General features: G+C 70.5%; 16 protein-coding genes and 1 tRNA gene. 8 read left to right on the top strand and 9 right to left on the bottom strand.

The features are described 5' to 3' along the window. Positions 1-322: 322 nt before the first annotated feature. Positions 323-1,717 (top strand): NAD(P)/FAD-dependent oxidoreductase, encoded by a 1,395-nt coding sequence (locus ACFWBB_RS21310; RefSeq protein ID WP_385274541.1) that lies wholly within the window; start codon positions 323-325, stop codon positions 1,715-1,717. A gap of 232 nt (positions 1,718-1,949) precedes the next feature. Then, positions 1,950-3,239: a class I SAM-dependent methyltransferase gene (locus ACFWBB_RS21305; protein WP_385274538.1), complete on the top strand. Its 1,290-nt coding sequence runs from the start codon at positions 1,950-1,952 to the stop codon at positions 3,237-3,239. Positions 3,240-3,301: 62 nt separating this feature from the next. On the opposite strand, the gene ACFWBB_RS21300 is transcribed toward ACFWBB_RS21305, so the two are convergent. Then, positions 3,302-5,830, bottom strand: a complete 2,529-nt coding sequence (locus tag ACFWBB_RS21300; RefSeq protein ID WP_385274535.1) for an ABC transporter permease — start codon at positions 5,828-5,830, stop codon at positions 3,302-3,304. Positions 5,831-5,899: 69 nt separating this feature from the next. Continuing rightward, positions 5,900-6,700 (bottom strand): ATP-binding cassette domain-containing protein, encoded by an 801-nt coding sequence (locus ACFWBB_RS21295; RefSeq protein WP_385274531.1) that lies wholly within the window; start codon positions 6,698-6,700, stop codon positions 5,900-5,902. 413 nt (positions 6,701-7,113) lie between these two features. Here ACFWBB_RS21295 and ACFWBB_RS21290 point away from each other — a divergent pair. The 3 genes from ACFWBB_RS21290 to ACFWBB_RS21280 all read left to right on the top strand — a co-directional run bounded on the left by ACFWBB_RS21290 (position 7,114) and on the right by ACFWBB_RS21280 (position 9,721). Continuing rightward, positions 7,114-7,197, top strand: a tRNA-Leu gene (locus tag ACFWBB_RS21290). 181 nt (positions 7,198-7,378) lie between these two features. Then, the gene (locus ACFWBB_RS21285) at positions 7,379-8,554 is read left to right on the top strand and encodes a 4-hydroxybenzoate 3-monooxygenase (RefSeq protein WP_385274528.1); all 1,176 of its coding nucleotides are present in this window, start codon (positions 7,379-7,381) and stop codon (positions 8,552-8,554) included. A gap of 273 nt (positions 8,555-8,827) precedes the next feature. Continuing rightward, entirely contained in the window at positions 8,828-9,721 is an 894-nt protein-coding gene (locus ACFWBB_RS21280) for a Bax inhibitor-1/YccA family protein (protein ID WP_385274525.1), read from the top strand. Between the two features lie 150 nt (positions 9,722-9,871). Here ACFWBB_RS21280 and ACFWBB_RS21275 read toward each other — a convergent pair whose 3' ends face one another. After that, positions 9,872-10,099, bottom strand: coding sequence for a DUF4287 domain-containing protein (locus tag ACFWBB_RS21275; RefSeq protein ID WP_020128488.1), 228 nt, complete (start codon positions 10,097-10,099; stop codon positions 9,872-9,874). Between the two features lie 104 nt (positions 10,100-10,203). Between ACFWBB_RS21275 and ACFWBB_RS21270 the strand changes: the two genes are divergently transcribed. After that, complete coding sequence (locus ACFWBB_RS21270; protein WP_385274522.1) at positions 10,204-10,515, top strand: hypothetical protein; 312 nt, start codon at positions 10,204-10,206, stop codon at positions 10,513-10,515. Between the two features lie 3 nt (positions 10,516-10,518). On the opposite strand, the gene ACFWBB_RS21265 is transcribed toward ACFWBB_RS21270, so the two are convergent. The 3 genes from ACFWBB_RS21265 to ACFWBB_RS21255 all read right to left on the bottom strand — a co-directional run bounded on the left by ACFWBB_RS21265 (position 10,519) and on the right by ACFWBB_RS21255 (position 14,390). After that, positions 10,519-11,319, bottom strand: a complete 801-nt coding sequence (locus tag ACFWBB_RS21265) for a hypothetical protein (protein WP_385274630.1) — start codon at positions 11,317-11,319, stop codon at positions 10,519-10,521. Between the two features lie 319 nt (positions 11,320-11,638). Continuing rightward, the gene (locus tag ACFWBB_RS21260) at positions 11,639-12,859 is read right to left on the bottom strand and encodes an acetyl-CoA C-acetyltransferase (RefSeq protein ID WP_385274520.1); all 1,221 of its coding nucleotides are present in this window, start codon (positions 12,857-12,859) and stop codon (positions 11,639-11,641) included. 493 nt (positions 12,860-13,352) lie between these two features. Further along, a complete protein-coding gene (locus tag ACFWBB_RS21255) occupies positions 13,353-14,390 on the bottom strand; it encodes an SGNH/GDSL hydrolase family protein (protein WP_385274627.1) in 1,038 nt (345 codons plus the stop codon). A 170-nt stretch (positions 14,391-14,560) separates the two neighbouring features. Between ACFWBB_RS21255 and ACFWBB_RS21250 the strand changes: the two genes are divergently transcribed. After that, a complete protein-coding gene (locus tag ACFWBB_RS21250) occupies positions 14,561-15,949 on the top strand; it encodes a cystathionine beta-synthase (protein ID WP_385274517.1) in 1,389 nt (462 codons plus the stop codon). Positions 15,950-16,324: 375 nt separating this feature from the next. Here ACFWBB_RS21250 and ACFWBB_RS21245 read toward each other — a convergent pair whose 3' ends face one another. After that, complete coding sequence (locus ACFWBB_RS21245; protein WP_385274514.1) at positions 16,325-17,188, bottom strand: helix-turn-helix transcriptional regulator; 864 nt, start codon at positions 17,186-17,188, stop codon at positions 16,325-16,327. A gap of 148 nt (positions 17,189-17,336) precedes the next feature. On the opposite strand from ACFWBB_RS21245, the gene ACFWBB_RS21240 reads away from it, so the two are divergent. Then, on the top strand, positions 17,337-18,146 hold the full coding sequence (locus ACFWBB_RS21240; RefSeq protein ID WP_385274511.1) for an SDR family oxidoreductase: 810 nt from the start codon (positions 17,337-17,339) through the stop codon (positions 18,144-18,146). Positions 18,147-18,202: 56 nt separating this feature from the next. On the opposite strand, the gene ACFWBB_RS21235 is transcribed toward ACFWBB_RS21240, so the two are convergent. Continuing rightward, positions 18,203-18,628 (bottom strand): hypothetical protein, encoded by a 426-nt coding sequence (locus ACFWBB_RS21235; protein WP_385274624.1) that lies wholly within the window; start codon positions 18,626-18,628, stop codon positions 18,203-18,205. Between the two features lie 164 nt (positions 18,629-18,792). After that, complete coding sequence (locus tag ACFWBB_RS21230; protein WP_385274508.1) at positions 18,793-19,725, bottom strand: ABC transporter substrate-binding protein; 933 nt, start codon at positions 19,723-19,725, stop codon at positions 18,793-18,795. Positions 19,726-19,735: the final 10 nt, after the last annotated feature.

The following is a 19,735-nucleotide window of genomic DNA, read 5'->3' as shown; positions in this document are numbered from 1 at the left end:
CAAGGAATTCGGCCCTGTCGGAGGAAGGAGACGTCCTCGTTGACCCTTCCGGGGGCCCAACACCCGTGTGAACGTGTTCAAAAGAGGCGGGCGCGGACGTGTCGCGGAGGTGCCGGGAGGGGGTCCCGGGGGGGCCTCACGGAGGCCCTCCGGGCCCGGAGAGGCAGCTCACGCGGCATTGACAACGCCATGCCCTACACGCTGGTTCCCGTTCCGCGCCATGACGTGGATCACGCGGGCCGCGGAGGATAGCACACACCCCCTCGAAGCTTGTGAAGGGGCGCACGAGCTACCCCCCTGGAGCGGGTGGATACTCGATGGCATGAGCACCACGGAGCGTCCCAGGATCCTCGTAGTAGGCGGTGGGTACGTAGGCCTGTACGCAGCTCGGCGCATCATGAAGAAGATGCGCTACGGCGAGGCGACCGTCACGGTCGTCGACCCCCGGTCGTACATGACCTACCAGCCCTTCCTCCCCGAAACCGCCGCCGGCAACATCTCCCCGCGCCACGTCGTCGTCCCGCTGCGACGCGTGCTGCCCAAGGCGGAGGTTCTCACCGGCCGGGTCACCACCATCGACCAGGACCGCAAGGTCGCCACGATCGCCCCGCTGGTCGGCGAGGCGTACGAGCTGCCCTTCGACTACCTGGTGATCGCGCTCGGCGCGGTCTCCCGCACCTTCCCGATCCCCGGCCTCGCCGAACAGGGCATCGGTATGAAGGGTGTGGAGGAGGCCATCGGCCTGCGCAACCACGTCCTCGAGCAGCTCGACAAGGCCGACTCCACGACCGACGAGGAGATCCGCCGCAAGGCGCTCACCTTCGTCTTCATCGGCGGCGGCTTCGCCGGTGCGGAGACCATCGGTGAGGTCGAGGACCTGGCCCGGGACGCGGCCAAGTACTACAAGACGGTGTCCCGCGAGGACATGCGGTTCATCCTCGTCGACGCCGCCGACAAGATCCTTCCCGAGGTCGGCCCCAAGCTGGGCCAGTACGGCAAGGAGCACCTCGAGGGCCGCGGTGTGGAGATCTACCTCTCCACCTCCATGGACTCCTGCGTCGACGGCCACGTGGTGCTGAAGAACGGCCTCGAGGTCGACTCCAGCACCATCGTGTGGACGGCCGGCGTCAAGCCCAACCCGGTGCTGGCCCGCTACGGCCTGCCGCTGGGCCCCCGCGGTCACGTGGACACGGCGCCCACCCTCCAGGTGCAGGGCACCGACTACATCTGGGCCGCCGGCGACAACGCCCAGGTCCCCGACGTCGCCGCCCGCAAGGCCGGCGTAGAGAACGCCTGGTGCCCGCCGAACGCGCAGCACGCGCTGCGTCAGGCCAGGGTCCTCGGCGACAACGTGATCTCCGGTATGCGCGGCTTCCCGCAGAAGGAGTACTCGCACGCCAACAAGGGTGCGGTGGCGGGCCTCGGCCTCCACAAGGGCGTCGCGATGATCGTCATGGGCAAGGTGAAGATCAAGCTCAAGGGCCGCCTCGCCTGGTACATGCACCGTGGTTACCACGGCCTGGCGATGCCGACGTGGAACCGTAAGATCCGCGTCTTCGCCGACTGGACGCTCGGCATGTTCCTCAAGCGCGAGGTCGTGGCGCTGGGTGCGCTGGAGTCCCCGCGCGAGGAGTTCTACGAGGCCGCGAAGCCGGCGCCGGTCGCCGCGAAGCCGGTCGCCGAGAAGACCGAGAGCGAGAAGGCCAAGGCCTCCTGACCTCCGGTCACCGATACACCCCCGAAGGGGCCGTCCGCCATCCGTGGTGCGGGCGGCCCCTTCGGGCGTGGTGCGGGCGGCCCCTTCGGTGCCCGCCCGGCCCGCCGTCGGTGACACATGTGGTGTACATGTATTTTGCCGGTCCGTGACGGCCGCGCGGGACTTGACGGTGCGCTCTTCCGTGTTTACGTAGTGTCAGGACATTGCGGATCATTGTCACGGAGGTTGCATCATGGCTGACGCCGCGCCGCGGCTCCATGCCCGCGTCGAACAGTTGCTGGGAGCCCCCTTTCCGGTGCGCGTCCGCGCCTGGGACGGTTCGCAGGCGGGCCCGCCCGGCGCACCGACCCTGGTCGTACGCAATCGCCGGGCCCTGCGCCGGATCCTCTTCAAACCGGGCGAACTCGGCCTCGCCCGCGCCTGGGTGGCCGGTGACCTGGAGATCGAGGGGGACCTGTACACCGCGGTCGATCTGCTCTCCGGTCTCCTCTGGGAGCGGGGCGAGGACGCCCGTACGCTCACCCAGGCCCTGCGCGACCCCCAGTTCCGTACGGCCGTCTACGGCCTGCTCAGACTCGCCGGACCGCCGTTGCCGCCCGCCCCGCCCCGCGAAGAGGTCCGCCGGACCGGCCATCTCCACACCCGCCGCACCGACAGACGCGCGATCAGCCACCACTACGACGTCGGCAACGACTTCTACGCGCTCGTCCTCGGCCCGTCCATGGTCTACTCGTGCGCCTACTGGGAGTCCGAGGACAGCACACTCGAACTGGCCCAGCGCGACAAACTCGAACTCGTCTGCCGCAAGCTGGACCTGAGGCCCGGTTCGCGGCTGCTGGACGTCGGCTGCGGCTGGGGCTCCCTGGCCGTCCACGCGGCCCGCGAACACGGGGCGACCGTCGTCGGGATCACCCTCTCCCAGGAGCAGGCGGCGTTCGCCCGCAAGCAGGTCGCCGACGCCGGGCTCACCGACAAGGTCGACATCCGCGTCCAGGACTACCGGGACGTCACCGACGGCCCGTTCGACGCGGTCTCCTCCATCGGCATGGCGGAACACGTCGGCTCCGAGAAGTACCTGGAGTACGCGCACGCCCTGAACGCGCTGCTGCGGCCCGGCGGCCGGCTGCTCAACCACCAGATCGCCCGCCGTCCGCAGCGCGACGAGTCGGCGTACGACGTGAACGCGTTCATCGACGCCTATGTCTTCCCGGACGGCGAACTCGCCCCCGTGGGCACCACCGTCACCCAGCTCGAACGCGCGGGTTTCGAGGTCCGTGACGTCGAGTCGATCCGCGAGCACTACGCCCTCACCCTGCGCCGCTGGGTCGACCGTCTGGAAGCCGACTGGGACCTGGCAGCCCACCTCACCGGTCCCGGCCGCGCAAGGGTCTGGCGGCTCTACATGGCGGCCTCCGCCGTCGCCTTCGAACGCAACCGGATCGGCGTCAACCAGGTCCTGGCCGTCCGGACCCCCGGGTCCGGACGCTCCGGGATGCCGCTGCGTGCCCGCACCTGGAACTGACGGCCGCTCACGCACGACGGGGCCCCGCCGCATCGCACGACGGGGCCCCGACCACGGCGCCGTTACTCCGACTTGATCGCGGCCAGCATGTTCAGGCGCGACGCCCGCCGGGCCGGCCACAGCGCCGCCAGGATGCCCACCCCGGCGGCCAGCAGCAGGAAGACGGTCATCCGGGCCCACGGCACGACCAGTTCGTACGTCGGCATGCTGGCGCCGAGCAGCTCACCGGCCGCCCACCCGAAGAACACGCCCAGGCCGATGCCGAGCACCCCGCCGAAGAGCGAGATCACCAAGGACTCCAGCCGGACCATCCGCTTGACCGAGCGCCGGTCCAGGCCGATGGCCCGCAGCATGCCGATCTCCTGGGAGCGCTCGAAGACCGACATCGCGAGGGTGTTGATGACACCGAGGATCGCGACGATCACGGCCATCGCGAGCAGCCCGTAGAGCATGTTCAGCATCAGCGTGAACATCTTGGCGACCTCGTTGGACAGGTCCTTCTTGCTCTGTACCTTGATGGCCGGGTTGGAGCCGAGAGCCTTCTCCAGCCTGTCCTTCGTACCGTCCGAGACACCGCCGGACGTCTTGACCATGACCCGCATGTCGGTCGGGTCCGCCAGATGCGGGGTGAGAGCGCCGTTGTCCAGCAGGATGCCCTCGATCAGCTCGTTGCCCTCGTAGACCCCGGCGACCGTCAGCTGCTGCTTCCTGCCGTCCTCGTAGTTCACCGTGAAGGACGAACCAGCCTTCCAGTGGTGGGACTTGGCGGTCGTGTCATCGACGACGACCTGCCCGCCGGCCACCTTGAAGGCGCCGTCCTCCACCTTGAGGTCGGTCAGCTCGCCGATGGTGGAGCCGGTGACACCGGTGAGGTACTCGGTCGTGCCGTCGATCCGGCCGGGCGCATTGCGCATCGGGCTGGTGGCGGTCACGCCGCCGGTGGCCTTCAGCTTCTCGTCGATCCCGGCGGAGAGCTCGTTGCCGTTCGCCATCGACACCACGTAGTCGGCACTGATCGCGGAGGACGCCATCTTGTCGATGGACTTCTGCAGGCTGCCCGCCATCACCGTCATACCGGTGATCAGGGTCAGGCCGATCATCAGCGCGGAGGCCGTGGCCGCCGTACGGCGCGGGTTGCGCACCGAGTTCTGCCGGGCCAGCTTGCCGGACACCCCGAAGATCCGCAGGACGGGCGCGGCGGCCGCGATCAGCGGGCGGGACAGCAGCGGGGTCAGGATGAAGACACCGATGATCAGCAGGACCGCGCCGATACCCATGGGGGCCTGGCCGTCGGACCCGCTCATCGTCGTGGCGGCCAGGACCACGGCGACACCCGCCGCCGAGAACAGCGCCCCCAGCGTGTTGCGCAGGACCAGCGACTTGGTGCTCGCGGTGGCGTGCACGCTGCTCATCGCGGCGACGGGCGGGATCTTCGCGGCCCGGCGGCCGGGCAGCCAGGCCGCCAGCATGGTGATGACGATGCCGACGACCATGGCGGCGGCGACCGTCCCGCCCGAGACGACGAGCGGCCCGTCGGGGACGGTCGCCCCCAGCGTCCCCAGCAGTGAGCGCAGCCCGGCTCCGATGCCGATACCGGCGACCAGACCGGTCACCCCGGCGACCGTGCCGACGACGAACGCCTCGATCAGCACCGACCGGGTGACCTGCCGGCGGGAGGCGCCGACGGCCCGCATCAGCGCGAGTTCCTTGGTGCGCTGGGCGACCAGCATGGTGAAGGTGTTGGCGATGATGAAGGTGCCGACGAAGAGCGCGATACCGGCGAAGACCAGCAGCCCCTGCTTCATTCCGCTCATCGACGCGGCGATCACCTTGGCCTGGTCGTCCGCCAGTTGCCCGCCGGTGGTGGTCTCGACCTCGTCCTTCGGCAGGGCGGTGTCCAGCGCGGACTTCAGCGCGCTCTGTGAGGTCCCGGCGGCCGCCTTCACATCGATCTCGTCGTAGGTGCCGGGCTTGCCGAAGAGCGTCTGCGCGGTCGCCGTGTCGAACAGGGCGAGGCTGCCGCCGGCGGTGACGTTGCCGTCGTCGGTGGTGAAGACGCCGGTGATCTTCGGGGTGAGGACGGGACCGTCGACGGAGAGCCGTATCGTGTCGCCGACCACGTACCCGGCCCGCTCGGCGGTCTTCGAGTCGATGACGACCTCGTCCGCGCCGCTCGGGGCGTGCCCGGAGGCGAACGGGTACCGGGCGTCCTTGTCGCCCCAGTAGTTCGCGCCCTGCGACTGGAAACCGCCGCCGATGAGCTTCCCGTCCTTGTCGGCGATGGCGGTGAAACCGCTGACGACGCCGACGGCGGACGCCGCGCCCGGAACCTTCGCGCTCTGCTCCAGCAGGGCCTGGGTCAGCTCGGCCGACTTGACGATGCGGTCGCCGACGTCCGGCTGGGACTCGGCGGTGACGGCGACGTCGACCTGGTCGAAGCCCTTGGCGGAGCTGTTCTGAAGGGCACCGGAGAGGGTGTTGGTGAAGACCAGGGTCCCCGACACGAAGGCCACGCCGAGCATCACGGCGAGCACGGTCATCAGGAGCCGGGCCTTGTGCGCGAGCACATTGCGCAAGGCGGTACGGAACATGGGTGTTGTCTTCTCAGTCCTGCTCGTCGTCGAGCGGTCGGTCCCGGTCGGGGATCAGCTGGCCGGTGATCAGCTGGTGCGGCCCTCGGCGTCGAACTCGGGGGTCCTGGGATTGCCCCCGGAAAGGCGCAGCATGCGGTCGAGCACCGAGTCGGCCGTCGGGCCGTACACCTCGTCGACGATCCGTCCGTCCGCGAGGAAGATCACCCGGTCCGCGTAGGCCGCCGCCACCGGGTCGTGGGTCACCATCACCACCGTCTGGCCCAGTTCCCGCACCGAGTTGCGCAGGAAGCCCAGGACCTCGGCGCCCGCGCGCGAGTCGAGGTTTCCGGTCGGCTCGTCGCCGAAGATGATGTCCGGCCGGGAGGCGAGGGCGCGGGCGACGGCGACGCGCTGCTGCTGACCGCCGGAGAGCTGCGAGGGCCGGTGGCTCAGCCGGTCGGCGAGTCCCACCATCCGGATGACCTTCTCCAGCCACTCCTTGTCCGGCTTGCGGCCCGCGATGTCCATCGGGAGCGTGATGTTCTCGAGCGCCGTCAGCGTCGGCAGCAGGTTGAACGCCTGGAAGATGAACCCGATCTTGTCCCGGCGCAACTTGGTGAGCTGCTTGTCCTTCAGCGAGCCGAGCTCGGTGTCGCCGATGCGCACGGAGCCGGAGGAGAAGCTGTCGAGACCCGCCACGCAGTGCATCAGCGTGGACTTGCCGGAGCCGGACGGCCCCATGATCGCGGTGAACTCGGCCTGCCGGAAGTCGACCGAGACCCGGTCCAGGGCGACCACCTGCGTCTCGCCCTGTCCGTAGATCTTCGACAGGTCCGTGGCGCGGGCGGCCGCGGTGGTGGTCCGCTCGGCGAGGGGGCTGGTGGTCACGGGGTGGCTCCTGACGGGACGACGGCATGTCGGGGGGACGTGAACCATCGTCCCGGCCGTCGCCCGCCGTGTAGTCAGCCGTTGTTCCGGTTCCGGGGGCAGACTCGGGGCGGACAGCGGACCGCCGTGTCATACCTGCGGATGACTCCCGTCCCCTACTCGCTCCCGTGCCCCTCCATTTGCTGGACATTCGTCAAGAACCGGTGGAGCACCCTCGTTCGGGCGGTGAAATTCCGTCATTCCGTATACGCAGGCGATTGCCGCGCGCCAGGCTACTGGCAAGTGCAGATGGCGAGTTCCGGGTGCTGATGCACCCTCAGACGTCAATAAAATAAGACAACATCGGTCCGCTGTTCCGCTGTTCGGGGGACGGATCCCGATAGGGTCTGAAGCTCAAGTGGAGCCCTCGGCCTGCCCAGATGGTGGAATGCAGACACGGCGAGCTTAAACCTCGCTGCCCCTCCGCGGGCGTGCCGGTTCAAGTCCGGCTCTGGGCACTTCCGACGTCCCGGCGATCGTTGCATCCTCCATCGAGGCACTGACCGCCGCGGCGGTCGGCCTCCCTCCCGTCCCGACCGTTGACACCCGGTGAGCAGGGGCGCAGACTCACGTCCGAAGATGGTGAAGAAAACTTCACTGTGCGAACAGCACTGCATGAACCCCGAAGGGAAACGCCCGATGCGCACCACTGTCGGCATCGTCGGCGCCGGCCCCGCCGGCCTCCTCCTCGCCCGTCTGCTGCACAACGCCGGTATCGACTCCGTGGTGCTGGAGAGCCGCGACCGGGCCTACGTCGAGCAGCGCCAGCGCGCCGGGATCCTGGAGCAGGGCACGGTGGACGTCCTGCGCGCCGCCGGGGCCGCGGAGCGGATGGACCGGGAGGGGCTGCGGCACGACGGCATCGAGCTGCGCTTCGCCGGGCGGCGGCACCGCGTCGACTTCCCCGCCCTCGCCGGTGGCCGGTCGGTGATGGTCTACGCGCAGACCGAGGTGTGCAAGGACCTCATCGCCCTCCAGCTCGAGGCGGGCGGCCCGCTGCTGTTCGAGGCGGAGGCGCTGGCCGTCGAGGACGCCGACACCGATCACCCGCGGGTCCGCTTCCGCCACGAGGGCGTCGAGGACGTCCTGGAGTGCGACTACGTCGTGGGCTGCGACGGCTTCTGGGGCGTCGCCCGCCAGGCTGTCCCGGCCTCGCTGACCCGCGTCTTCGAGCGGACGTACCCCTTCGGCTGGCTCGGCATCCTCGCCGACGTACCGCCCTCGCACGACGAGCTCGTCTACGCCCGCCACGACCGCGGCTTCGCACTGCTGTCGATGCGCTCCCCGACCGTCTCCCGCCTCTACCTCCAGGTGCCCGAGGGCACGGACGCGCGGGCGTGGGGGGACGAGGAGATCTGGGACGAGCTGGAGCGTCGCCTGGAGACGGACGACGACTGGAGACTGGAGCGCGGGCCGATCACCCAGAAGTCGGTCACGCCCATGCGCTCCTACGTCCACGAGCCCATGCGGCACGGCCGGCTCTTCCTCGCCGGGGACGCGGCCCACATCGTGCCGCCCACCGGGGCGAAGGGGCTGAACCTCGCCGTCGGGGACGTCGTCACCTTCGCGCGGGCCCTGGCGCACCGGAGGGGGACGGGGTCCGCCGCTCTCCTGGACGCCTACTCGGAGACCTGTCTGCGCCGGGTGTGGCAGGCCGAGCGGTTCTCGTACGACATGACGACACTGCTGCACCCCGCGCCCGACGCCACCCCCTTCGAGGACCGCCTTCAGCTGGCCCGGCTGGAGCGGTTCGCCTCCTCCCGGGCCGCCGAGACCGACCTGGCCGAGGGGTACACCGGGTTCCCGTTCGGGTGATCGGGCGGGGCCGGTCCTGCCCGGTCCTGCCCGGTTCCGCCCGCCCTGTCCGCCCCCGTTCGGGCTCCGCCGGGCCCCCGCGGTCTCCGTGCGGTACCGGCCAGGTCCCGGCTTGGTCATGAACACAGCCCTCCTGCCGTGGGAATCACCACGCCGCGTAGCGTGTTGCGCAGCAGCGACAGGGAAAGATCCTCCCCAAGCACTAGGGTCAATCCTTTGCCTACCTATTACCCTTGAGCTCAAGGCCGCGCAGTGTGGCCACGGAGGAGTGCAATGAGGAGCAGAAACCCGGTCTTCTCGCGACGGGGGTTCAGCCGCGACAACGGCTACGCGGGCTTCAACGCCGCGCCGCAGGCCGGGGGACCCGCCGTCGGCACGCAGCCGGGCAACCCGTACGCCCAGCAGGCCGGCAACCCGTACGCGCAGAACCCCTACGCCCAGCAGGGTCTTCAGCAGGGCGCCCCGCCGCAGGCCCCGGCCGCCACCGGCCGGATGACCATGGACGACGTCGTCGCGCGCACCGCGACCACGCTCGGCCTGGTGGTCCTCACCGCGGTGCTGTCCTGGGTGCTGCTGCCCGTCGACGAAGCCAACATCAACAAGTCGTACGGCATCGGCGTCGCCGCCGGTCTGGTCGCGATGGTGCTGGCCCTGATCCAGTCGTTCAAGCGCCGCGCGGCGCCCGCGCTGATCCTGTCGTACGCCGCCCTCGAGGGCGTCTTCCTCGGCGTGATCTCCAGCGCGGTGTCCACGTACATCGCGGACGGCGTCGTCGCCCAGGCGGTCATGGGCACCATGGCGGTCTTCGCCGGTGTGCTCGTGGCGTACAAGGCGGGCTGGATCCGCGTCAACCGCCGCTTCTACGGCTTCGTGATGGCCGCCGCGCTCGGCTTCGTGCTGCTGATGGTCGTGAACCTGCTGTTCACCGTCTTCGGCGGCGGCGACGGGCTCGGCTTCCGCAGCGGTCCGCTCGGCATCGTGTTCGGTGTCATCGGCATCCTGCTCGGCGCCTGCTTCCTCGCCCTGGACTTCAAGCAGGTCGAGGACGGAATCGCGTACGGCGCCCCGCGCGAGGAGGCCTGGCTCGCCGCCTTCGGCCTCACGATGACGCTGGTCTGGATCTACATGGAGTTCCTGCGACTCCTCTCGATCCTCAACAGCGACTGAGCGACCGAGCGGTCGCGTCACTCGGGGACTGATGACCGAGTGACCGCGCGACCGGCGGTGGGTACGCCGTGGCAAGACAGCGGGAAGGGCCCCGGGATTTCGATCCCGGGGCCCTTCCCCGTGGCCGTGGTCCGGTGTGTCGCGTGCGCGCTAGAGGAGTTTGCGCGCGGCCCTCCTCAGGTCGTACTCGTGGATGATCGCCTTGGCGTGGCCGTACGCGAGGTTGTGCTCGGCGCGCAGCCAGCTGACCTTCTCCTCGAAGCGGAGAGCGGGGCCTTCGTCGACGGTGCGCAGCCAGTCGGCGACTTCACGACCGGTGCAGTGGGGGATGCGGGCCAGTATGTTGCGGTGGGTCTCCTCGGAGAGGACATGGGACATCGGCGCCTCCGGTAGCAAAGGGGATATAAGCCGGTCCTTCAGGTCACGGTGCCTGAGTGTTCGCCCGTTGGCAACAGTCCCGGTGCGACGCGTACTCTCACGGCGTGGCTGATACGACGTCTCTGACCCGTGCGGTGGACCACTTCGCCGATCGACTGCGTGCCGCTCCGCAGAGCCGGCTGCAGAGAAGCGCGGCCGCGGAGGCGCTGGCCCTGGCCAGGGAGTTGGCCCGGCGCGCGCAGCTCATCGAGGAGCCCGCGGCGTCGCCCCGCGAGATGCCGGACGTCGGGATGTTCGCCGCCGCCGACCAGATCACCGTCGCCGCGCACGACTTGGCCCTCGTACTCACGGACGAGGGCCAGGTTCGGGAGGCTGTGGAGTTGGTGGCGCAGGCGCAGAAACGGGCGGGCGTGTGAGCCTCAGAGGCTCGCTATGACCCGGTCGGCCAGGATGTAGACGTTCTCCGCGCCGCACTGGAACGTCAGGGTGTACGCGCCCGAGATGCCCGAGCCGCCCAGCAGGAACGGGGTCTCGCCCGCGGTGAGGGCGGCGGCGAGGCGCTCCGCCGTCTCGCGGTGGCCCGGCGTCATGCACAGGGTGGTGCCGTCGGCGAACACGTAGACGTCGAGGGTGCCGAGCGGGCCCGGGCGGACGTCGGTCAGTCCGGTCTGGGACGCGGCCAGTTCCTCGAGGGTCGCCACCGTGCGCTCGTGGTCGTTCACGACCGGTGACTGGACCGGCACGAAGTCCGGGTGCGACGGGTGACGGCGGCGGGCCGCGGCCAGTTCGGCGGAGTCGCCGGCGAACTCGTCGGCCTCCGCGGTCTGCTCGGACACCGGCTCCAGCGGCTCCAGGCCCACGAAGTCGGCCTGCCGGGGCAGGAACAGCTCGCTGTCCGGGAGACCCAGCAAAGAGGGCGCGTCGGATGCGTCACGGGCCTCCTGGGCGGCCCAGAACGCGCGTGCCTCGGCGAGTTCCCGCTCCCGCTCCTCCGCGAGCGCCTCGGCGACGGCGGCGCGTATCTCAGCCGCGTCGGCCGTGGTGCGGGCGGCCGGGACGAAGCCGCGCAGTTCGGCGGCCGCCTCCTCGGCGTTCCTGGCATCCCTGGCCAACTGGGTGTGCAGGGCGGCGACCTGCCGGCGCAACTGCAAGAGGGTGCGCAGGACGGCGACGCCCACGGCGCCCGTGGCGGCCGTGGTGACCAGCAAGGCGATCGGCATGGCGCTCACTGACGTACTCCCGGTTCAAAGTCGACCCCCGACTTCCTACATCAGCTTGAAGGGCGGACTATCCAGCTGTCAGTGCGTAACGTCACGAAACGGGCAGGACTTTGGGCCTGAGGTTTGGTGCCGAACGGCGCTGAGCTGCGTAAATCCCTCCGGGGAGGGAGATAGGTCACATCCTGGAGGAGATTGAATCACCAAACGGCCCGGAGTCCGGGGGCTTTCCGGACTCCGGGCTGATCCGTCACTTCAGGTGCTGACACGGTTACGCAGGGGCCCTGTCGAAGGCCCTGGCTCAGGTGGTCAGCTCAGGTGATCAGCTCAGTCGCTCGATGACCATCGCCATGCCCTGGCCGCCGCCGACGCACATCGTCTCCAGGCCGAACTGCTTGTCGTGGAACTGGAGGGAGTTGATGAGCGTGCCGGTGATGCGGGCGCCCGTCATGCCGAACGGGTGGCCGACGGCGATGGCGCCGCCGTTGACGTTCACCTTGTCGAGGTCGATGCCGAGGTCGCGGTAGGAGGGGATCACCTGGGCGGCGAACGCCTCGTTGATCTCGGCCAGGTCGATGTCGTCGATGGTGAGGCCGGCGCGGCGCAGGGCCTGCTTGCTCGCCTCGACCGGGCCCAGACCCATGATCTCGGGGGACAGGCCGGAGACGCCGGTCGACACGATGCGGGCGAGCGGGGTGAGGCCGAGCTCGCGGGCCTTGGTGTCGCTCATGACGACGAGCGCGGCGGCACCGTCGTTCAGCGGGCAGCAGTTGGCGGCGGTGACCATGCCGTCGGGGCGGAAGACCGGCTTCAGGCCCTGGACGCCCTCCAGGGTGACGCCGGCGCGCGGGCCGTCGTCCTTGCTGACGACCGTGCCGTCGGGGAGCGTCACCGGGGTGATCTCCCGCTCCCAGAAGCCGTTCTTGATGCCTTCCTCGGCGAGGTTCTGCGAGCGGACGCCGAACTCGTCCATGTCCTGGCGGGTGACGCCCTTGAGGCGGGCGAGGTTCTCGGCGGTCTGGCCCATCGCGATGTAGGCGTCCGGGACGAGGCCGTCCTCGCGCGGGTCGTGCCAGGTGGTGCCCTCCTGTGCGGCGACGGCCGCGGTGCGGGCCTCGGCTTCGGCGAAGAACGGGTTGTGCGTGTCCGGCAGGCTGTCGGAGTTGCCCTTGGTGAACCGGGAGACCAGTTCGACGCCGGCCGAGATGAAGACGTCGCCCTCGCCGGCCTTGATGGCGTGCAGGGCCATGCGGCTGGTCTGGAGGGACGAGGAACAGTAACGGGTGATCGTGCAGCCGGGGAGGTGGTCCATCCCCATCTGCACCGCCACGACGCGGCCGAGGTTGTTGCCCTGCTCGCCGCCGGGCAGGCCGCAGCCGAGCATCAGGTCGTCGATGTCCTTCGGGTCCAGCTCGGGGACCTTGGCGAGGGCCGCCTGGATGATGGTGGCGGTGAGGTCGTCCGGGCGCAGGTCCTTCAGGGAGCCCTTGAAAGCGCGGCCGATGGGCGAGCGGGCGGTCGAGACGATGACTGCTTCGGGCATCACGGCTCCAGGGGAACGGTTCGTATGGGCACGGCTGTCTGGAAGTTACCTGTAGGTATGGGCTGGGTCACGGGGGTGGCGGTGTGACTCGTGCCGCAATTTACTAAGCGCTTGCTTGGGCCTCCGGCGGTTGGGCGGGTTCGTGCGGGTGGGGGGACGCGCCGAAGCCGGGGGCTGTGCCCCCAGACCCCCGACGGCCCTGAAGGGGCCTCGTCCTCAAACGCCGGACGGGCTGGTGAGGCGGGCCCCCAACGGCTGGTGGGGCTGGTGGGGCGGGCCGCCGTCGGCTGGTGGGGCTGGTGGGGCGGGCCGCCGTCGGCTGGTGGGGCAGGTGGGGCGGGCGGCCGTCGGCTGGTGGGTTGGATTCCCGTTGGGGTCGTGAGGCGGGCCCCTGTCGGGGTGATGGGGCAGGCCGCCCTCGGCTGGTGGGTCGGATTCCCGTCGGGGTGGTGGGTTGGATGCCCATGGGGCTGGTGGGCTGGGGGCGGTCCGGTCAGACCCCCGAGGCGCTCGTCGGGGACGTCGGTTCCGTTTCCGACACCCGCCGCCTCCGGCGGCGCTTGAGCAGGGCCCAGGGGCCTCGGGGGCCCGTCGGCATCGCCGCCGTTACCTCCGTGCCGGGCTCCGAGGCCGCTTCCGCCGCTGCCCGGGCCACCGGCAGGAAGCCCTCGCGGCGGGAGACGTCCGGGCGTTCCTCGTCCGCCGGCCACAGGCCGAGAGTCGCGCAGACCGTGGGGAGGAGCGCCATCGCCGCCGTCGCGTACCCCTCCGCCGAGGGGTGGTAGTGGTCGGGGCCGAACAGCTCGCGCGGGTTGGCCTCGAACTCGGGGCCGAGCAGGTCGCCCAGGGAGACCGTGCGGCCGCCCTGCTCGACGGCGCCGATCGTCTGGGCCGCCGCCAGCTGGCGCGAGGCGCGGCGGGCCAGCCAGCGCAGCGGCTGCTGGACCGGCTCGATCGTGCCCAGGTCGGGGCAGGTGCCGACGACGACCTCCGCGCCGGCCGTGCGCAGCCGCCGTACCGCCGAGGACAGATGGCGGACCGACCGGGTGGCCGGCATGCGGTGGGTCACGTCGTTCGCGCCGATCATGATCACGCAGACGTCGGGCACCCGGTCGGAGTCTGCGACGACCAGGGCGACCTGGCGGCCCAGGTCGTCGGACTGGGCGCCGGGAAGCGCCACGTTGCGCAGTTCCACCGGGCGCTCGGCGACCGCCGCCAGGCCCGACGCCAGCAGCGCGCCCGGGGTCTGGCCGGAGCGGTGTACGCCCTGGCCGGCCGCCGTGGAGTCGCCCAGCATCGTCAGGCGCAGGGGTTCCTTGCCGGGGCCGGGGGCGTCGTAGGCGACGCCGTAGCGGCCCTCCGCGTGCGGGACGTGCGGTTGGGCCCCGTGGTTCACCTGGCGTCGGGCCAGATGCACCTCCGCCACCACCAGCCCGACCGCCGCCGCCCCGGCCAGCCCGATGCCACCGCCGCCGTAGGCCGCGCCGGCCGCGATGCGCCGGGCCACTCTCGCCCTCGACATGCTCGTCATGCTCGTCATGCCTCGACGCCACCTCCTCGTGTCCGTACACCCACTCCTTGCCCCGTACCGACCGTCGGCCAATCTCAACCAGGAGTGAACGTGCCGACCCGGCCGCCGCCCGGGCCGTACTCTGGCGTAACCACTACGACCACTGTTTTTGCAAGCAACCGGAGACAACGGTGCAATTCCACGACTCGATGATCAGCCTCGTCGGCAACACCCCGCTGGTGAAGCTCAACAGCGTGACCAAGGGCATCCGGGCGACCGTCCTGGCCAAGGTGGAGTACTTCAACCCGGGCGGTTCCGTGAAGGACCGCATCGCCCTGCGCATGATCGAGGCCGCCGAGAAGAGCGGAGAGCTCGGGCCCGGGGGCACGATCGTCGAGCCGACCAGCGGGAACACCGGGGTCGGACTGGCCATCGTCGCGCAGCAGAAGGGGTACAAGTGCATCTTCGTGTGCCCCGACAAGGTGTCGACGGACAAGATCAACGTGCTGCGGGCGTACGGCGCCGAGGTCGTGGTCTGCCCCACCGCCGTGGACCCCGAGCACCCGGACTCGTACTACAACGTCTCCGACCGGCTGGTGCGTGAGACGCCGGGCGCGTGGAAGCCGGACCAGTACTCCAACGCGCACAACCCGCTCTCCCACTACCACTCCACCGGCCCCGAGCTGTGGAAGCAGACGGAGGGGCGGATCACCCACTTCGTCGCCGGTGTCGGCACCGGTGGCACCATCTCCGGCACCGGCCGCTATCTGAAGGACGCAAGCGAGGGCCGGGTCCAGGTCGTCGGCGCCGACCCCGAGGGGTCCGTGTACTCCGGCGGGTCCGGGCGGCCGTACCTGGTCGAGGGTGTCGGTGAGGACTTCTGGCCGACCGCCTACGACCGGACCGTCGCCGACGAGATCGTCGCGGTGTCCGACAAGGACTCCTTCCAGATGACCCGGCGCCTCGCGAAGGAGGAGGGTCTGCTGGTCGGCGGCTCCTGCGGGATGGCCGTCGTGGCCGCCCTGCGCGTCGCCGAGCGGCTGGGCCCGGACGACGTCGTGGTCGTGCTGCTGCCCGACAGCGGTCGTGGATACCTCTCGAAGATCTTCAACGACGAGTGGATGGCGGACTACGGCTTCCTCGAGGACGAGGGGCCCAGCGCCCGCGTCGCCGACGTCCTCAACGACAAGGTGCACGGCGCCATCCCGTCCCTCGTCCACATGCACCCGGACGAGACCGTCGGCCAGGCCATCGAGGTGCTGCGCGAGTACGGCGTCTCCCAGATGCCGATCGTGAAGCCGGGCGCCGGTCACCCGGACGTCATGGCCGCCGAGGTCGTCGGCTCGGTCGTGGAGCGGGAACTGCTGGACGCGCTGTTCACCCAGCGGGCCTCCCTCGGCGACCCGCTGGAGAAGCACATGTCCGCCCCGCTGCCCCAGGTCGGCTCCGGCGAGCCGGTCGGCGACCTGATGTCCGTGCTCGGCACCGCGGACGCGGCGATCGTCCTCGTCGAGGGCAAGCCCACCGGGGTCGTCAGCCGCCAGGACCTGCTGGCCTTCCTGGCCAAGGGCGGGAAGTAACTTCCGGGGGGCAGGGGCCGTAACTTCCGGGAAACCTGCGGTGAACGGCCCCTTTGAGCGCTGAACTTCCGTTTGCCTACCGAAGTGGTGGACTTCGCGGAAGTGGTACGAGCGTGTCACGTGCACGCAGCACCCGGTTAACACGCGTCCGGCATATTTATGGATGTCGGCAGGGCGGGAGCGGCTCCCCGCCCCACCGGCACCGAAACGGCGTCACGGACCTCCGGAGCGGCTCCCGGACCATCCACCGACGCCACGGACGCGCAAGCCCGGCCTGACCCGGCCCGCGTCCCTCGCGGGGACCGCCGTCGTCCCGCCCCCCGGCAACGGGGGTGCGGCGGTCCCCGCGCAAGCTTCTTCTCCCGCGGAAACCGCCTAGGACGACGTCTGCGCCTGCGTGGCTTTCCAGCTGCCCAGCAGCCGCAGCCGCTCCTCCGTCCCGGAGCCCGCTTCCGCGGTGTAGACCAGCAGGCTCTGGTCCGGGTCCGCCGACACCGCCAGCGTCTCGTACGGGAAGGTCAGCAGGCCCGCGACCGGGTGCTGGATCCGCTTCACCCCGTAGGCGCACTCCCGGACCGGGTGATCGGCCCACAGCCTGCGGAAGTCCTCGCTCTTCAGCGAGAGTTCCCCGACGAGCGCGGTCAGCCGGCGGTCCTCCTGGTGATGGCCCGCCAGCATCCGCAGGTGCGCCACGCACTGGACGGCCACCGCGGACCACTCCGGGTAGAAGTCGTGGGAACCGGGGTCGAGGAAGACGTGCCGCGGGATGCTGCGGCCCTCGGGCCCGGTCCGGCCGTAGCCGAACACCGCGTCGGCGAGCGTGTTCCACGCCAGCACGTCCATCCGCTGGTCCAGCACGAAGGCCGGGGTGCGCTCCATGCTGTCGAGCAGCGCCTGAACCCCCGGGCGTACGCGGGGCGCGGCCGGTCGCCCGGCCGGCCTGCGGGGGCGTGCGACGGCGCGCAGATAGGCGTGCTCCGTGTCGTCCAGGCGCAGGACGCGCGCCACGGCGTCAAGGACCGCGTCGCTGACTCCCCCGGACTTCGTCCGGGAGGGACCCCCGGGGCCCCTGCCCTGTTCCAGACGGATGTAGTAGTCGACGCTCACTCCCGCGAGCTGCGCCACCTCCTCGCGACGCAGACCGGGTACGCGTCGGCGCCCGTACGAGGGCAGTCCGACCTCCTCGGGCTGGATGCGGGCGCGGCGTGAGCGCAGAAAGTCTCCAAGGTCCCCGTCCATGCGTTCGATGGTAGGGGAGGAGCGGACCACGAACCTGGTACTGGCAGACCCAGGAAAGGCGTATCCCTGGGTAGCGCGGACACGGGCGGCGAGGCTGGTGCGTGCCGCCGGGGAGCAGCCCCGGTCACCACCTTCCCAGGAGCAGCGGATGTCGCACGAGAACCAGAACGGAAACCGGTACGAGAGCCGGTACGGGCACCAGTACCCGAGCCTCGCCGGGCGTACCGCCGTCGTCACCGGGGCCGCCAGCGGGATCGGTGAGGCGGTGGCCGTGCTGCTCGCCGCCTCGGGTGCCCGGGTCGCGCTGCTGGCCCGGCGCGGGGACCGGCTGGAGGCGGTCGTCGGGAAGATCCGCGCAGACGGGGGCGAGGCCCTGGCCGTCGTCGCCGACGTCACCGACGACGCGTCGGTGGACGCGGCGGTGGCCGCCGTCCACGAGGCCTACGGGAACGTCGACCTGGTCGTCAACAACGCCGGCGTCATGCTGCCCAACCCCGTCGACGACGGCCGGATCGACGAGTGGCGGCGGATGCTCGACACCAACGTCACCGGAGTGCTGCGGGTGATCCGCGCCTTCACCGGGGACCTGGTGGGTGCCGCCGCCGAGGGGCGGGCAGCGGACCTGGTGAACGTCTCGTCCATCGCCGCGCACATCGCGTTCCCGAACTACGGGGTGTACGGCGCCACCAAGGCGGCCGTCACGTACCTCTCCCAGGCGCTGCGCGTCGAGTTCGGGCCGCGTGACGTGCGGGTCACCAACGTGGAGCCGGGGCTGACCGAGACCGAGCTGGCGACGCACCTCGACAACGCCGAGCTGGCCGGACAGCTGGACGGCATGTTCGACGCGATCGGCGGGCTGTCCGCCGCCGAGATCGCCGACGTCGTGGGCTACGCCACCAGCCGTCCCCGGCACGTCAACCTGCGGCAGATCATGGTGCTGCCGACCCGGCAGGCGTGAGTCCCGGTTCCCGGCCACCGGCCCGCGGCCCCGGGTCACTCCTCCGCGGCCCCGGGTCACTCCTCCCAGTCGCCGTCCTTCGAGGGGTGGCGACGGGTGCCGAAGAGGCCGGGGTGGGAGCGGGCGGCCTGGACCGCGTTGACACCCACGATGCCCACCCAGGAGACGATCAGGCCCGGCAGGTGCGCCGTACCCGCGCCGATCGCGGACAACGGGACCGCCAGCACCAGTGAGACGATGCCGAAGCCGAAGCGCTCGCCCCACGAGTCCGTCGCCTTCGGCGAGCGGGCGTCCCGGGCCGCCACCATCTGCTGCTCCGCGAACTGCCGCCGCACCCGGCGCTCCACCGCGCCGTCGATGCGCTGGTCGACCTTCTCCAGGAACGAGTCCACCAGTGCGGACTCGTACTCCTCGCCCAGTTCCCTGCGGGTCTGCAGGGTGGCGTCGAGGTCCTTCCTCAGGTCCGTGTCCCGCGCTTCCATGGTGGTCTCCCATCCCGTCATGAAGACCAGGCTAGGGAGCGGGGACGCCCGCCGCACTGGGGATAGCCCCCCTGTCCGGGGTCGGGTTCGGCCTGTCCGGGGTCGGGTTCGGCTCCGGAGGAGGACGGGGACGGGAAGGGGGGCGGCGACGGGCACGGGCGGGGCTACTTCGCCAGCCCGTGCTGCTTCGCGTACGCGTTCGCCACGTCCTCCGGGTCCTTCTTGTCCTTGTCCACCTGGCGGTTGAGCTCGGTGAGCTGGGCGGTCGTGAGGACGTTTCCGAGCTTCGCCAGTGCCTTGCGGACGGTGGAGTCGGCCTTGCGGTCGGCGACGAGGGGGACGATGTGCTGGCTGGGGATCAGGTTCTGCGGGTCGGTCAGGACCACCCAGTCGTTGGCCTCGATGTCCGTGTCGGTGGTGAAGAGGTTCGCCACGTCCACGTCGCCCTTCTTCAGGGCGCCCTTGACCAGCGGGCCGTCGGAGTCGAGGGACTTGAACTCCTTGAAGTCCACCCCGTACACGTCCTTGAGGCCGACCACGCCGACCTGGCGCTTCTTCACCTCGGGGGCCGCGCCGATGACCAGTTTGCCGTTCTGCTTCTTCAGATCGGCGAGTGAGGTCAGTCCGTACTTCTTCGCGGTCTCCCGGGTGACGACGAAGGCGTCGGAGTCCTCCGCCAGGCCGTACGGCAGGACCTGGAGACCGGGCGGCAGGGCGAGGGTGAGGGCGTTCTGCATCGCGCCCTCCTCCGCGGCGGTGGCCTTGGGGTCGAGGTAGTTGAGGAGGGCGCCCTGGTACTCGGGCAGCAGATCGATGTCGCCGCTCCTGAGGGCGGGGATCACGATCTCCCGGGTGCCGAGGTTGGGGCGGACCTTCACCTTCACACCGGCCGCTTCGAGGGCGGCCGCGTAGAGGTAGCCCAGCACCTGGTTCTCGGTGAAGTTGGCGGTGCCGATGGTGACCCCGTCCTTGCTGGAGCCGCTGCCGGCGGAGGTGGTGCCCTCGTTGTCGAGGGAGGTGATGCCGCCCGCGCAGGCGGAGAGGGCGGGGACGGTCGCGGCCGCGAACAGGCCGCCGAGGATCATGCGTCGGTTCATGTCGGGGGTT

It is taken from the genome of Streptomyces sp. NPDC060000 (assembly GCF_042737375.1).
Taxonomy (GTDB): domain Bacteria; phylum Actinomycetota; class Actinomycetes; order Streptomycetales; family Streptomycetaceae; genus Streptomyces.
The sequence above is the reverse complement of the archived record's forward strand: the minus strand, read 5'-3'. Positions and strand labels throughout refer to the sequence as shown.